This window comes from Eubacterium sp. CAG:156 (genome assembly GCF_000434315.1).
Classification (GTDB): Bacteria; Bacillota; Clostridia; order Lachnospirales; family Lachnospiraceae; genus Eubacterium_U; species Eubacterium_U album.
The window spans coordinates 17,649-31,034 of record NZ_FR878186.1; the positions used below are offsets into that span (position 1 = coordinate 17,649).

The window sequence follows — 13,386 nt, forward strand, 5'->3', positions numbered from 1 at the left end:
GCCAAAAAAGGAACCGCAAATGGCATTTACCATTTGCAGTTCCTTTTTATAATTATCTAAATATTTATTTAACTATCTTAATCAAATTCCGGTTCAATTAATCCGTATGTATTTCCTTTTCTCTTGTAAACAACGTTTACTTCATCCGTTTCTGAGTTAAGGAAAACAAAGAAATTATGTCCAAGCATATCCATCTGAACACAAGCTTCTTCAGGATCCATTGGTTTAATTCCAAATTTCTTACTCTTAACAATCTTTATTGTTTCTTCTTCATCTTCGTAATCTGCATCTATAAATTCTGATGTAAATAACTCTTTATATGATTTCTTCTTGTCAACAAGTTTATTTTTATGTTTAACAAGCTGGCGCTCAATCGTTTCTAATACTAAATCGATTGTAGCGTACATGTCGCTGCTTTCCTCCTCTGCTCTAATAATAGTTCCCTTTACTGGAATTGTTACCTCAATCTTCTGACTGTCCTTTTCAACACTGAGTCTGGCAATAATCTCTGTATCTGGTACAAAATACTTCTCAAGCTTGCTAAGTTTGTCCTCTACTGCCTGTCTTAATCCGTCTGTAATCTCAATGCCTCTACCTATGATTTTAATTTTCATGGTACCACTTCCTTTCCGTTTCTGATGGATTAATTATACCATATAATCATAAGATTTAACAAGCGAAAAGCAAACTTTATTTACAAGTTTTTCACATTTATTTTGTGTTATTTTATTAACAAATTTACACTATTTTTCCATACATCTTTTTCGACATATGTTTTTGTATAAATTGCACAATTTGACACCTTAACTTATTAACATTCATTTTCCTCCATTATTTGAGTTATTAACATATTCTTTTGGCATTTTTCCCTTTAAAACAAGTTATCAATCTAGTTATTAACACTATTAACATTATTTTTTGTTGATTCATGTCGTATTTTGTTTTACGGCGTAAAAGAACGTCTGTTTTGTGTATTAGTAATAAAAATGATTTTCTTTGGTAATTTTCACTATTTTTTTATTGACTTTTTTCCAATATTATGAACCATTTTCTCAGTGCGGATTAATACTTTAAGAATTAATTTCGAAATTCTAAAACAATTTACTTTTTTACTCCCTAATTACCAACATATTTAACTAAAAAGAAACATGGGCTGTTAATGTTATTAACAGCCTGGTATAAACTCGGATTACCCCCACGCTTGACAAAGAGCCAAAAAAATAAGACCGAAAAATTCGGTCTTATTTTATATGTTATTCTTAGTTCATAATTCTTCTTGCTGCACAAGGTGAACCTACACCACTGATAATAATACCAGTTTCTTCTGTAGATGCATGAATAATCTGTCCACCACCTATGTAAATAGCAACATGGCTAATTGAATTTCCACCATATTTATAGAATACCAAGTCACCTGCCTGTAAGTTTCCTGTTGATACACTTGCACCATTGTATACCTGTGTATATGATGATCTATTCAAGCTATATCCAAAATGCTTATATACTGACATTGTAAATCCTGAGCAGTCTGTTCCATTTGTTAAACTTGAGCCACCATAAACATATGGGTTGCCCAAGAACTGTTTAGCATATGCTACAACTGCAGCAGCACTACCTGATGAGCTTGAGCTACTCGAGCTGCTTGATGAACTACTGCTACTTGATGAACTGCTTGAGCTTGAGCTATTACTTGTTGCAGGTTTACTGTAACTTGAGTTACTTGATGAACTACTGCTACTTGATGAACTGCTACTACTTGAACTTGAACTACTTGAATTATAATTAACTGATGTATTACTCTGATTCTGTTGTTCCTGTTGCTGTGCATCTATAGCTGCCTGAGCTGCTTCTGCTTCTCTTTGCTGTTCAGCTAAAATTGCTTCCTGCATAGCCTTTTCTTCTTTTAGTGTAATCGCAGTATCCATATCTATTGTAACATCAACGAAATCTGCTGAAACCCAACCACTCATACTTCCTTCGCCATCAGGTTTCTTCATCTTAATCTTAACCCATGATCCATCTTTACTAAATTTCTTAATAACATAATGTTCATTCTGGTAAACGTTAGTCACAACTTCTGATTCTGTAGTAGGCTTTGTTCTAACACGAATACCTGTGTCATTCATATTAGCAATAACATAACCTGCATCCAATGCATAATCTTCTGCTTCTGAACCTGTTACAAAATAATCAGCTTTTATGTAACCTGTTACGTTTCCGGATCTGACTTTGTACCATCCGTCTTCTGTTGTTTCAAGAATAACTGCGCCACAATTGCTGTATACTTTACCAACAACTTTACTTTCAGTACTAGGTTTCTTTCTTACGTTTACGTAATCATCACCTGTTACAGATGTAATTGCAATATCCTCAAAATATTTGTTTTCCTTATCTTTACTTGCCTGAGCTGCCTGTTGCTGTGCTTCTTCTGCCGACTGCTGTGGAATTAAAGTTGAAATATCTGTAGCCTGTGTTTCTGCTTCTGTTGCAACACCTGCTGTGTAATCATTCAACGCAACTGCAATTCCAGCACCTGCAATCTCAGTGTCTAATGTGTCAGCCGCTACCGTTTTTCCACCTGCAAAAATTGCTGTTCCTGCTAATACTCCAAACGCTAACGCTGTCATATTTCTATAGTGCTTCATGTAAACCTCCGTGTACTTTCACTATTTATTACAAAATTATTACGTTGTACATTATAACAACACTGTCTATTATTGTCAACAAAGATACTTTGACAATTCATGCCACTATTACACTATCAATAGTGCATTAAATAAGTGTCATTTTCATAATGCTTCCTACAACAATTTTATATATTACCAGTTATCTATTTGCTTTTTGTGAACAAATTAAATCAATTTTGTGGCAAATTATTTCATTGTATTTTAATATCTAAATATTAATTTATATTATTCTAAATTTACTATATCTATATTAATTTATATTAAATATGTGTTATTATTGTGTTGATAATAGTTTTTAGGAAGGATTTTATCAACTATGGAAAAGTTTTAATGTTTTGAAATACTTTAACATAAAAAATTTTATAAATACAAACTTTTTATACTTCTGTGTAAAAACTTTTTATACGTTTATATTTTTCAATACATTGAAGTTTTAATATAACTAATTTTTCATTACTGATATTATATTAATTATGAATAAAACAGTTTTAATAACGGGAGCCTCCCGTGGAATCGGCAAACAAATTGCAATTATCTTTGCTCAAAATGGTTTTAATATCGTAGCAACCTGTCACAATAATATTGACACCCTAAGTTCTTTAAAAAATGAGCTTTCAAAATATAATGTTAATATTTTCCTGTTTCAGGGTGATTTATCAAAGCAGTCAACTATATCTAATTTAATTAAATTTTTAAAGAATAATAATATTTCAGTTGACGTTCTTATTAACAATGCAGGAATATCTGTTGTTGGATTAATTCAGGATTTATCAATTGACGATTGGAATTATATTTGGAATACAAATGTAACAGCGCCTATATTTTTGTCAAAAGAACTGGTTCCTCATTTTTTGCATAACCATTCAGGTAAAATAATTAACATTTCTTCTGTATGGGGAAATGTCGGTGCTTCATGTGAAGTCGCATACTCAGCAACTAAAGGTGCAATTAATTCTTTTACAAAAGCTTTAGCTAAAGAACTCGCGCCTTCAAATATTCAGGTTAATGCCATTTCATGTGGAATTATTGATACTGATATGAACAGCCACCTTTCTTCAGATGATATCAATGAAATTGTAACCGATATTCCTGCCGGACGTATTGGAACTCCTAAAGACATTGCATTGACTGCACTCTCTTTAGTAAATGGCAGTGATTATTTAACCGGTCAGATTATCACTGTTGATGGTGGATGGATATAAAAAACTCCTATGATGCACTTTAAAGTTACGTTGATTTTCTAATTATTAGATTTCTTAATTGTGAGGGTTTGTGATATTAACTTAATAACGATTCCCACAGATGTATTCCGGTTTTGTGAGGGTTTGTGATATTAACTAAATAACGCTTGCGCTGCTTGTCACTCGCAGCAGTTCTAAATCTCCAGCTATATTTTGTTGTTAGAACCTTTGGTTCTAGGCAAAATCCGCTGTCAATTTGAACCAGCGGTGACAAATGCCTTTAGTTAATATCACAAACCCTCACAATTAAGAAACTGTTAGAACCTTTGGTTCTAAGCAAAATCCGCTGTCAATTTGAACCGGCGGTGACAAATGCCTTTAGTTAATATCACAAACCCTCACGTAAGACCATCAAATAGATTGATATTTTTATTTATAAAATTATGAAAGTATAAGTTTTTGTATTTAAAAATCATATCGCAAAATATCACCTGTCATTGAAAGAAAAAAGAATCAGTCGTATAATAATAAAAAGGCACAGTTCGGAAAGAGTTATATAACGAGGAAATTATATGAAACAAAATATTGAACAGGAAAAATCAATTATTAATGAAACACTGTTAAATTCAATTCCGGGTGGAATAATAATTGTAAAAGTAGTTGAAAACAATATAGAATGTCTCTATTTTAATGAGGCATTTGCAAAATTATCAGGAAGAACGCATGATGAATTACAACGTTATCTTGATAGTGGGGTAAATGTTATAGATATTATATATGAGGCAGATAGAAAAAAGTTTTTGACGAGTATTTTATGCAAAATACAAAGTGATAATGAAGTAGATGAAAGATATAGATATTATACAGCCACGGGAAATGTTCAGTGGATTAATTTGGTCGCTTCAAAGATTAGAGAAGAGGATGGATGTCCTGTTTTTTATTGTGCATGTACAAAGTTGTCAGATGAATTAGATTTGTATATAAAATTATCAGATGAATCTCCGGTTGCAACATATGTAGCAGAGAAAAAGGAAAGACGAATATTATATGCAAATGCTGAGTGGAAGAAAATAGAAAATATCCCTCAGGATATGAATGTAATTGGAGAGAGTGTGTATGAATTAATACCGGCTGAGAGAATAATATTTAGCGAGAAAGAAATAAATGAATTAACTTCTCAGGCTTACAGACAGATACATATTAAAAGAAATAACAGATATTATAGTCTGGGTACAAAAAGCTATTTATGGAATGATATTGATGCATACATGGTATATTTTGTTGATGAAACTGAAAGCATATTAAAGCAACAAAAAAAATTAGAAATATATCAGGCAGAACTTAAAACAAGAGAGGAAATGTCACAGGATATAATTGCTTCATATCAGATAAATCTTACTAAAAACAGAATTGAAAGAAGTAACTTTAAAAACAATTATGCTAATTCGACAGATGATGTTGTAAATGAAAACACATCATGTGAAGCTGCTGTTGAATATTTTATCGGATTAATTTTATCTGATGAAGTAAAAAAAGAAATAAGAAATAAATTTTCAGCCGGAAGCATTATAATGCAATACCATAATGGAAAAGAAAATATTGACTCTGAAGTTCAGATTGTAATGAAAGATGGAGAGATTAAATGGGTTAAGATTGTTGCTAAAATTTTAAACAATCCCATTACTTCTGAAATTATGGAATTTGTGTATATACAGGATGTGACTGAAAGTCATACTATAAAATCAATAATGGATAAGTGTATGCATACGGAATATGATTGTATAGGTTTGATAAATACAATCAATGGTCAAAGTATGATTTTTAATTATAGAAACACATATGACGAAATGAAAATACGCAAGAAGAATCTTTTTGCAGATGAAATATATACATTTATAAATAATAATATTGTAGAAGAAGAACGTGAAACGGCAAGAAAAGAATATGCGTTAGATAATATTAAAAAGCAATTGAAAAAAAATGACAATTATTATTTTTATCATAATATAACATCTAACATTGAAAAAGGAGTACGAAGAAAGAAAATTCATTTTCAATATTTAGATTCTGCCGTAAATAAAAATGAAATTTTATTCATGGTAACAGATGTTACGGATATTTATGAAAAAGAAAGAAAAAATAGCGAGAGATTAGCAAAAGCGCTAGAAGAGGCAAAACAGGCAGCTAAAGCTAAAAGCGAGTTTTTGGCACGAATGAGTCATGAAATAAGAACACCTATGAATGCTATTATTGGAATGTGCGAAATTGCTAAAGATGATGTTGATAAAAGAGAAGTTATAGCAAAAGAAATAGACCAGATTAATGAGTCAGGTAAATATCTGTTAGGACTTATTAACGATATATTAGATGTAAGCCGTATTGAAAATGACAAATTTGAACTTTATACGGAATGGTGCAGTATGTATAACGTTGTTAAACCTATTGTTTCAATGATGAGTCCATTAATGAAAGAAAAAAATATAGAATTTATTTATCCTAATTTTATCAAAAAAGAAAAAGATAAAGAAGTTTTATGTTACATTGATAAAATGCGTGTACAGCAGATGATTATTAATCTTTTAAACAATGCTTATAAATTTACTAAACCGGGTGGAAAGATAACCTGGAAAATAGAAAACATTAATGTAGATGATAAGACTGCAAAGGAAAGAATAGTAATCAGTGATACAGGCTGTGGTATGAGCAAAGAATTTGTACAGAAAATAGGCGAGCCTTTTATGCAGGAGAGAAATGAATTTTCATCAGAACTTATAGGCACGGGACTTGGACTATATATTGTTAAAAAAATTGTAGATGCGATGGGATTTACCATGAAAATAGAAAGTGAACTTGGTAAGGGAACAACATTTATAATTGAGACAGAATATAGTTACAAATATAATGAAGATGATGAAAATCAGTTGGAAAATAGTAATGTTTCGGGAATGAGAGTGTTACTTGTAGAAGATAATGAAATTAACAGAGAAATTGCACAGACTCTTTTAGAAAGAGAGAAAATAATTGTGGAAACTGCAGTTGAGGGAAAAGAAGCAGTTGAGGCATTTGAAAAATCTGATTTAGGATATTATGATGCAATTTTAATGGATATTCAAATGCCTGTAATGGACGGTCTTGAGGCTACAAGAACAATTAGAAAATTGAATAAAGCCGATGCAAAAACAATACGAATAATTGCAATGTCGGCAAATGCGTTTGAAAGTGATATAAAGGCAAGTATTGATGCAGGAATGAATGCTCATTTAACAAAACCAATAGAAATGGAAAAGGTTTTAGAAGAAATTGCTAAAAGTAAATTAAAAAAATAGATATAGAATATGTAATGTAAATTATTAATATTTTATAAATTTAATCGTCAAAATGATGAATAAACAAAAGAAAGATGTATAATTACAGGAAAGAAGGACATAAAAGTGTACGATATAACATCAAAATCGGCAGATGACTTTATTAATCATGAAGAAATTTTAGATACAATTAAATATGCAGATGAAAATAAAAATAATATAAAACTTATTGATTCGATTCTTGAAAAAGCCAAATTAAGAAAAGGACTATCCCACAGGGAAGCGTCCGTATTGTTAGCATGTAAAGATGAAAATAAAAACAATGAAATGTTTAAACTTGCTGAACAGATAAAAAAAGACTTTTATGGAAATCGAATCGTAATGTTTGCTCCACTTTATCTGTCGAATTATTGTGTTAACGGATGTGTATACTGTCCTTATCATGCTAAGAATAAGCATATTGCCAGAAAAAAACTTACACAGGAAGAGATTAAAAAAGAAGTAATAGCTCTTCAGGATATGGGACATAAAAGATTAGCACTAGAGGCAGGAGAAGATCCTGTTAATAATACAATGGACTATTATCTTGAGTGCATTAAAACAATATACAGTATAAAACACAAAAATGGAGCTATCAGACGTGTAAACATTAATATTGCTGCGACGACTGTTGAAAATTACAGATTATTAAAGGAAGCAGGAATTGGAACTTATATACTTTTTCAGGAGACTTATCATAAGGAAAGCTATAAGAAATTACATCCGACAGGACCAAAGAGTGATTATAATTATCATACAGAAGCAATGGACAGAGCAATGAAAGGTGGAATTGATGATGTAGGTCTTGGTGTATTATTTGGACTTGATAAGTACAGATATGAATTTGCAGGATTATTAATGCATGCTGAACATTTAGAAGCCGTCTTTGGAGTTGGACCACATACTATAAGTGTACCTAGAATTTGCGATGCAGATGATATAGATAAGTCATCATTTTCAAATGGAATAAGTGACGATATTTTTGCAAAGATTGTTGCATGTATAAGAATTGCAGTTCCATATACAGGAATGATTGTATCTACAAGGGAAAGTCAGAAGACAAGAGAAAGAGTATTACATCTTGGAATTTCTCAGATTAGTGGTGGCTCAAGAACAAGTGTGGGCGGATATTTTGAAGCAGAACCTGAAGAAGAAAATTCAAGTCAGTTCGATGTAACTGATACAAGAAGTCTTGATGAAGTGGTTAACTGGCTTATGAAAATGGATTATATACCAAGTTTTTGTACAGCCTGTTATAGAGAAGGCAGAACAGGTGACAGATTTATGTCTTTATGTAAAAGCGGTCAAATACAGAACTGTTGTCTACCAAATGCATTAATGACTTTACAGGAGTATTTAATGGATTATGCTTCATCTGAAACAAAAGAAATAGGCGAAAATTTAATTCATAAAGAAATTGAAAATATTCCTAATGAAAAAGTGAAGGATATTGTAATAAAAAATTTAAAATTAATAAAAGATAATAACAAAAGAGACTTTAGATTTTAAAACAAACGTTAAAATCCTCTCTAGGAGGTTTATATGAAAATAGATATGCATTGTCATACAAAAGAGGGCTCGCTAGATGGAAAAGTCCCAATTAGTGAGTATATAAATATATTAAAATCTCAGGGTTATGGGGGTATGTTAGTAACAGACCATGACTCTTATGATGGGTATAGATATTGGAAACATAATATAAAAAATGTTGACAAGGACTTTGTAGTATTTAAAGGAATAGAGTATGATACATTAGATGCAGGACATATCATTGTAATTATGCCGGAGAATCTTAAATTAAGGCTTATGGAACTTAGAGGAATGCCGGTACAGTTGCTTATTCCAATAGTTCATAATTATGGAGGAATATTAGGACCTGCGCATCCATTTGGTGAAAAGTTTATGAGTTTTATGAATTCAAAAGCTTATAAAAGAAATCCGGACATTTTATCTGAATTTGATTTTATTGAAGTGTTTAATGCCTGCGAATCTAAAATGGCAAATGATAAAGCGTTAGAAATGGCTGAAAAATATAATTTGACAGGAACAGCAGGAAGTGATTCACATAAGACGGAGAGCATAGGATATGCATACACAGTAATTCCTGATGAAATAAGAAAAGAAAGTCAGTTGATTGAGTATATAAAACACAGAAATAAGACTGAATGTGGTGGAAAAATATATGAAAATACTTCAAGAGGTAAATTAGGAAAAGCCAAGATAATAACAACATATTTATTTTGGATTTATAATAAATTTGGAGGTTGGAGTCGTGGAATCCAGCGTAATGGAAAACTTAAAAAAGGTTATATTGAAAGAATAGATATAATTGATAATGATAAAAAAGGAAATAAAGATAAAACAGAATATAAAGGAAAAGATAACAATAATTAACAGTTAAAAGAAATAATGGAGAAAATAATGGGCTTGAACGAAACAACTAGAGGTGAACGAATTCATATAGGAATATTTGGAAAGCGAAATGCAGGTAAATCCAGTGTAATTAATGCAATTACAGGTCAGAAATTATCGATTGTATCAGATGTTTGTGGTACAACAACTGACCCGGTATTAAAAGCAATGGAACTTTTACCTCTAGGGCCTGTTGTAGTAATAGATACTCCGGGAATTGATGATGAAGGAGAACTTGGCAAATTAAGAGTTCAGAAAACTTATCAGATGTTAAATAAGACGGATATAGCTGTTATAGTTATTGATTTAAATGAAAAGAATAATAATGATATGTCTCATAAAATTTTAGACGATGACATTTCTCTTATAAATGAAATAAAAAAACGAAAAATTTCTTATATTGTTGTTTTAAATAAAATAGATTTAATTATAACAGATTTAAAAGAAAATCAAGTTTATAAAAATTTATTAGAAATAGTGCCTGAAAATAAAATAATTGGAATAAGTGCTAAAGCAAATAAGAATATATATGAATTAAAAGAAAAGATAGCTACGTTAAAGCCGGAAAAAGAATTTGAATATCCGATAGTCAGAGATTTAGTTGATGAAGGAGATATTGTTATTTTAGTGACACCAATAGATTCAGCAGCACCTAAGAGCAGACTTATATTACCGCAACAGCAGACTATAAGAGAATTATTAGAAGTTGGGACAATTACGATTGTGATTCAGCCGGATAAACTTGTTGCTACTTTAGATAAATTAGTACAAAAACCGAAATTAATTATTACAGACAGTCAGGTATTCAAACAGGTAGCAAAAGATACACCTAATGATATGCTTTTAACTTCTTTTTCAATATTAATGGCAAGGCATAAAGGAAATCTTAAGACACAGGTAGAAGGTGTGGCTACTATCGAAAATTTAAATGATGGAGACAGAATTTTAATTTCAGAAGGTTGCACTCATCATAGACAATGTGATGATATAGGAACGGTTAAGCTACCTAATTGGATAAAAAAATACACAGGAAAAGATTTAAAACTGCATTTTACAAGTGGAACAGAATTTCCGACAGATTTGTCAGAGTACAAATTAATTATTCATTGTGGCGGATGCACATTAAATGAAAAGGAAATGAAATATAGATTAAAGTGTGCAAACGATAATAAAATTCCAATGACAAATTATGGTACATTGATAGCGTATATGAATGGAATTCTTGAAAGAAGTATAGAAGTATTTAATACTAATAAACGAAAATAATGGCTCGTTGTCAGAAATGGGGTAAAACAAGTTTATAACCAGGCTGCAAATAACCAAAATAATATTATATGTAGTGTTTTAGGTTATTTACTACACATATGATAAATGAGTAAAACCCACATCAATGGAAAATGATGTGGGTTTTACTCATTAAAGACTATAATAAATGTTTAAAATAATTAGTGTGATTTTACATGATTCTTTATAGCCGCAAAGCTTTCCTTGCTAATCACATGCTCAATTCTACATGCATCTTCTGTAGCAATTTCTTCAGGAACTCCTAAACGTACTAACCATGATGATAAGAGTTCATGTCTTTCATATATCATGTCTGCAATCTGTTTTCCAGATTCTGTAAGATAAATGTATCCGGCGTCAGTAACAGTGATATGACCTTTCTCTCTAAGGTTTTTCATAGCAATGCTGACGCTTGATTTCTTAAAACCTAATTCGTTGGAAATATCTACGGAACGAACAACGGGAAGTTTTTTGCTAAGAACAAGAATAGTCTCTAAATAATTTTCTGCCGATTCATTAATAATCATGTTGAAAACCTCCTTGTATTTCTCGTATTGTCTTTTGTTATTGTATCACAAAGTGGAATATTACTCAAATTATATTGAATAAAAATACGAAGGTATTTTTATAAAAAATAGAAAAAAATTGAAATTTTAGTAAAATAATTATTGACATCTAATTTGCGTTAGCATATACTAACTGTTGAAAAATAAGGTTTATCTTTACTTAAGAAGAAAGAAGGAAACATGATGCCATTAACTATGATAAATGAAGGAGAACCAACGGTTATCAAAAAAGTTGGCGGTAAGGAAGAAACAAGAAGGTTTTTGGAAAACTTAGGATTTGTAGTAGGTGGAACTGTTACAGTTGTTTCACAGATGGGTGGAAACATGATTGTTAACGTAAAAGATTCACGTGTTGCAATAGGAAAAGATATGGCTAATAAAATTATGGTTTAGATTTAATAAAGAAAATTAAAGTTTTATTTATTTGATTAAATATTATTAAATCTTTTTTGTTGTGCAGGTATTTAAGAGTGCACAATCATAATTTTACATATAAAAAAGAAATATGAAAGAAGGATAGCAATGAGTACATTAAAGGAAGTTGCAGTTGGAAAGACTGTGAAAGTTAAGAAACTTACTGGAGATGGCCCGGTTAAAAGAAGAATTATGGATATGGGCATAACAAAAGGTGTTGAAGTATATGTAAGAAAAGTAGCACCTTTAGGAGACCCGATTGAAGTAACTGTAAGAGGATATGAATTATCTCTTAGAAAAGCAGATGCAGAAATGATTGAGGTAGAATAATTTTTTTACCCACAAGTTAGAAATGACTAATAAAAGTGAGTACGACATAATGAAAGTAAGTGATATGCAATAAAGGTAAGTGATAAAGAATTGCGGTCAGAATGATAAAACTTGCGCTTGGAATTTTGAGTTGACTTACTAATGACAAAATAGCATATTATTACACATTTGAAAAAGATAGTAAAAAAGGAGAAAGAAATGTCAATTAAAATTGCTTTAGCAGGTAACCCTAACTGCGGAAAAACAACTTTGTTTAATGCTTTGACAGGTTCTAATCAGTTTGTTGGAAACTGGCCGGGCGTTACAGTTGAAAAGAAAGAGGGTAAAATCAAGGGAAATAAGGAAGCTACATTGGTCGATTTACCAGGAATTTATTCTTTATCTCCATATACGCTCGAAGAAGTGGTTGCAAGAAATTATCTTATAACAGAAAAGCCGGATGCAATAATTAATATTGTTGATGGTACAAACATTGAAAGAAACTTATATCTTTCAACTCAGATTATGGAACTTGGTATTCCTGTAATCATGGCTGTTAACATGGTTGACGTATTAGAGAAAAACGGTGACAAAGTTAACATCGAAAAATTAAGCCAGAAACTTGGATGCGAAGTAGTGGAAATTTCAGCTCTTAAGGGAAAAGGAATTGATACACTTGTAAAAAAAGCAGTTGCTTTAGCTAACAAAAAACAGGCTTCAACAGCAGTTCATGAATTTACATTAGAAGTTGAAAATGTAATTAAAGATGTAGAAAATATGCTTGGAAGCAGTGTTGCTCCTGAGCAGAAAAGATTCTTTGCAATAAAGCTTCTTGAAAAAGATGATAAAATCAGTGAAATGATGACAGAAATTCCTGATGTATCAAATGAAATAGCAAAGCTTGAAAAAGAATTTGATGATGATACAGAAAGTATTATTACAAATGAAAGATATACATATATTTCTTCTATTATCGGAGAATGTATTAAGAAGTCTTCAAAGAAGGGATTATCAGTATCAGATAAAATTGATAAAGTAGTAACTAACAGATGGGTTGCGCTTCCAATCTTTGCAGTAGTAATGTTTGTTGTTTACTTTGTATCAGTAACAACAGTTGGTTCATGGGCTACTGACTGGGCTAACGATGGTGTATTTGGTGACGGATGGCATTTATTTGGCATAGGAACAA

General features: G+C 31.0%; 11 protein-coding genes. 8 read left to right on the plus strand and 3 right to left on the minus strand.

What is annotated here, in order from left to right:
- Window positions 1–77: 77 nt before the first annotated feature.
- Both raiA and ABMA45_RS09500 read right to left on the minus strand, forming a co-directional pair.
- Window positions 78–614 carry a ribosome hibernation-promoting factor, HPF/YfiA family gene (gene raiA / locus ABMA45_RS09495; RefSeq protein WP_022089650.1) on the minus strand — a complete coding sequence of 179 codons (537 nt, stop codon included), beginning with the start codon at window positions 612–614 and terminating at the stop codon, window positions 78–80.
- A 645-nt stretch (window positions 615–1,259) separates the two neighbouring features.
- Window positions 1,260–2,645 carry a C40 family peptidase gene (locus tag ABMA45_RS09500; RefSeq protein ID WP_022089651.1) on the minus strand — a complete coding sequence of 462 codons (1,386 nt, stop codon included), beginning with the start codon at window positions 2,643–2,645 and terminating at the stop codon, window positions 1,260–1,262.
- 515 nt (window positions 2,646–3,160) lie between these two features.
- On the opposite strand from ABMA45_RS09500, the gene ABMA45_RS09505 reads away from it, so the two are divergent.
- The 5 genes from ABMA45_RS09505 (at window position 3,161) to hydF (ending at window position 10,890) form a co-directional block, all read left to right on the plus strand.
- Window positions 3,161–3,889 carry an elongation factor P 5-aminopentanone reductase gene (locus tag ABMA45_RS09505; RefSeq protein WP_022089652.1) on the plus strand — a complete coding sequence of 243 codons (729 nt, stop codon included), beginning with the start codon at window positions 3,161–3,163 and terminating at the stop codon, window positions 3,887–3,889.
- Between the two features lie 551 nt (window positions 3,890–4,440).
- The gene (locus tag ABMA45_RS09510) at window positions 4,441–7,194 is read left to right on the plus strand and encodes a PAS domain-containing hybrid sensor histidine kinase/response regulator (protein WP_022089653.1); all 2,754 of its coding nucleotides are present in this window, start codon (window positions 4,441–4,443) and stop codon (window positions 7,192–7,194) included.
- A 105-nt stretch (window positions 7,195–7,299) separates the two neighbouring features.
- A complete protein-coding gene (hydG, locus tag ABMA45_RS09515) occupies window positions 7,300–8,721 on the plus strand; it encodes a [FeFe] hydrogenase H-cluster radical SAM maturase HydG (protein ID WP_022089654.1) in 1,422 nt (473 codons plus the stop codon).
- Window positions 8,722–8,754: 33 nt separating this feature from the next.
- Window positions 8,755–9,606, plus strand: coding sequence for a PHP domain-containing protein (locus tag ABMA45_RS09520; RefSeq protein ID WP_022089655.1), 852 nt, complete (start codon window positions 8,755–8,757; stop codon window positions 9,604–9,606).
- Between the two features lie 27 nt (window positions 9,607–9,633).
- Window positions 9,634–10,890, plus strand: a complete 1,257-nt coding sequence (hydF, locus tag ABMA45_RS09525) for a [FeFe] hydrogenase H-cluster maturation GTPase HydF (RefSeq protein ID WP_022089656.1) — start codon at window positions 9,634–9,636, stop codon at window positions 10,888–10,890.
- A gap of 179 nt (window positions 10,891–11,069) precedes the next feature.
- On the opposite strand, the gene ABMA45_RS09530 is transcribed toward hydF, so the two are convergent.
- Entirely contained in the window at window positions 11,070–11,435 is a 366-nt protein-coding gene (locus ABMA45_RS09530) for a metal-dependent transcriptional regulator (protein WP_022089657.1), read from the minus strand.
- 219 nt (window positions 11,436–11,654) lie between these two features.
- Between ABMA45_RS09530 and ABMA45_RS09535 the strand changes: the two genes are divergently transcribed.
- The 3 genes from ABMA45_RS09535 to ABMA45_RS09545 form a co-directional block, all read left to right on the plus strand.
- Window positions 11,655–11,867, plus strand: a complete 213-nt coding sequence (locus tag ABMA45_RS09535; protein WP_117909598.1) for a FeoA family protein — start codon at window positions 11,655–11,657, stop codon at window positions 11,865–11,867.
- A 129-nt stretch (window positions 11,868–11,996) separates the two neighbouring features.
- Entirely contained in the window at window positions 11,997–12,218 is a 222-nt protein-coding gene (locus ABMA45_RS09540; protein ID WP_022089659.1) for a FeoA family protein, read from the plus strand.
- A 198-nt stretch (window positions 12,219–12,416) separates the two neighbouring features.
- On the plus strand, window positions 12,417–13,386 hold a 970-nt coding region (locus tag ABMA45_RS09545), incomplete at its 3' end, for a ferrous iron transporter B (protein WP_348030247.1).

Bases quoted from the DNA above. Each gene is read 5' to 3' on its own strand.
- ABMA45_RS09505 (WP_022089652.1), top strand. From the start codon at position 3,161: ATGAATAAAACAGTTTTAATAACGGGAGCCTCCCGTGGAATCGGCAAA.
- ABMA45_RS09500 (WP_022089651.1), bottom strand. From the start codon at position 2,645: ATGAAGCACTATAGAAATATGACAGCGTTAGCGTTTGGAGTATTAGCA.
- ABMA45_RS09540 (WP_022089659.1), top strand. From the start codon at position 11,997: ATGAGTACATTAAAGGAAGTTGCAGTTGGAAAGACTGTGAAAGTTAAG.
- raiA (WP_022089650.1), bottom strand. From the start codon at position 614: ATGAAAATTAAAATCATAGGTAGAGGCATTGAGATTACAGACGGATTA.
- ABMA45_RS09530 (WP_022089657.1), bottom strand. From the start codon at position 11,435: ATGATTATTAATGAATCGGCAGAAAATTATTTAGAGACTATTCTTGTT.
- ABMA45_RS09520 (WP_022089655.1), top strand. From the start codon at position 8,755: ATGAAAATAGATATGCATTGTCATACAAAAGAGGGCTCGCTAGATGGA.
- hydF (WP_022089656.1), top strand. From the start codon at position 9,634: ATGGGCTTGAACGAAACAACTAGAGGTGAACGAATTCATATAGGAATA.
- ABMA45_RS09510 (WP_022089653.1), top strand. From the start codon at position 4,441: ATGAAACAAAATATTGAACAGGAAAAATCAATTATTAATGAAACACTG.
- ABMA45_RS09535 (WP_117909598.1), top strand. From the start codon at position 11,655: ATGATGCCATTAACTATGATAAATGAAGGAGAACCAACGGTTATCAAA.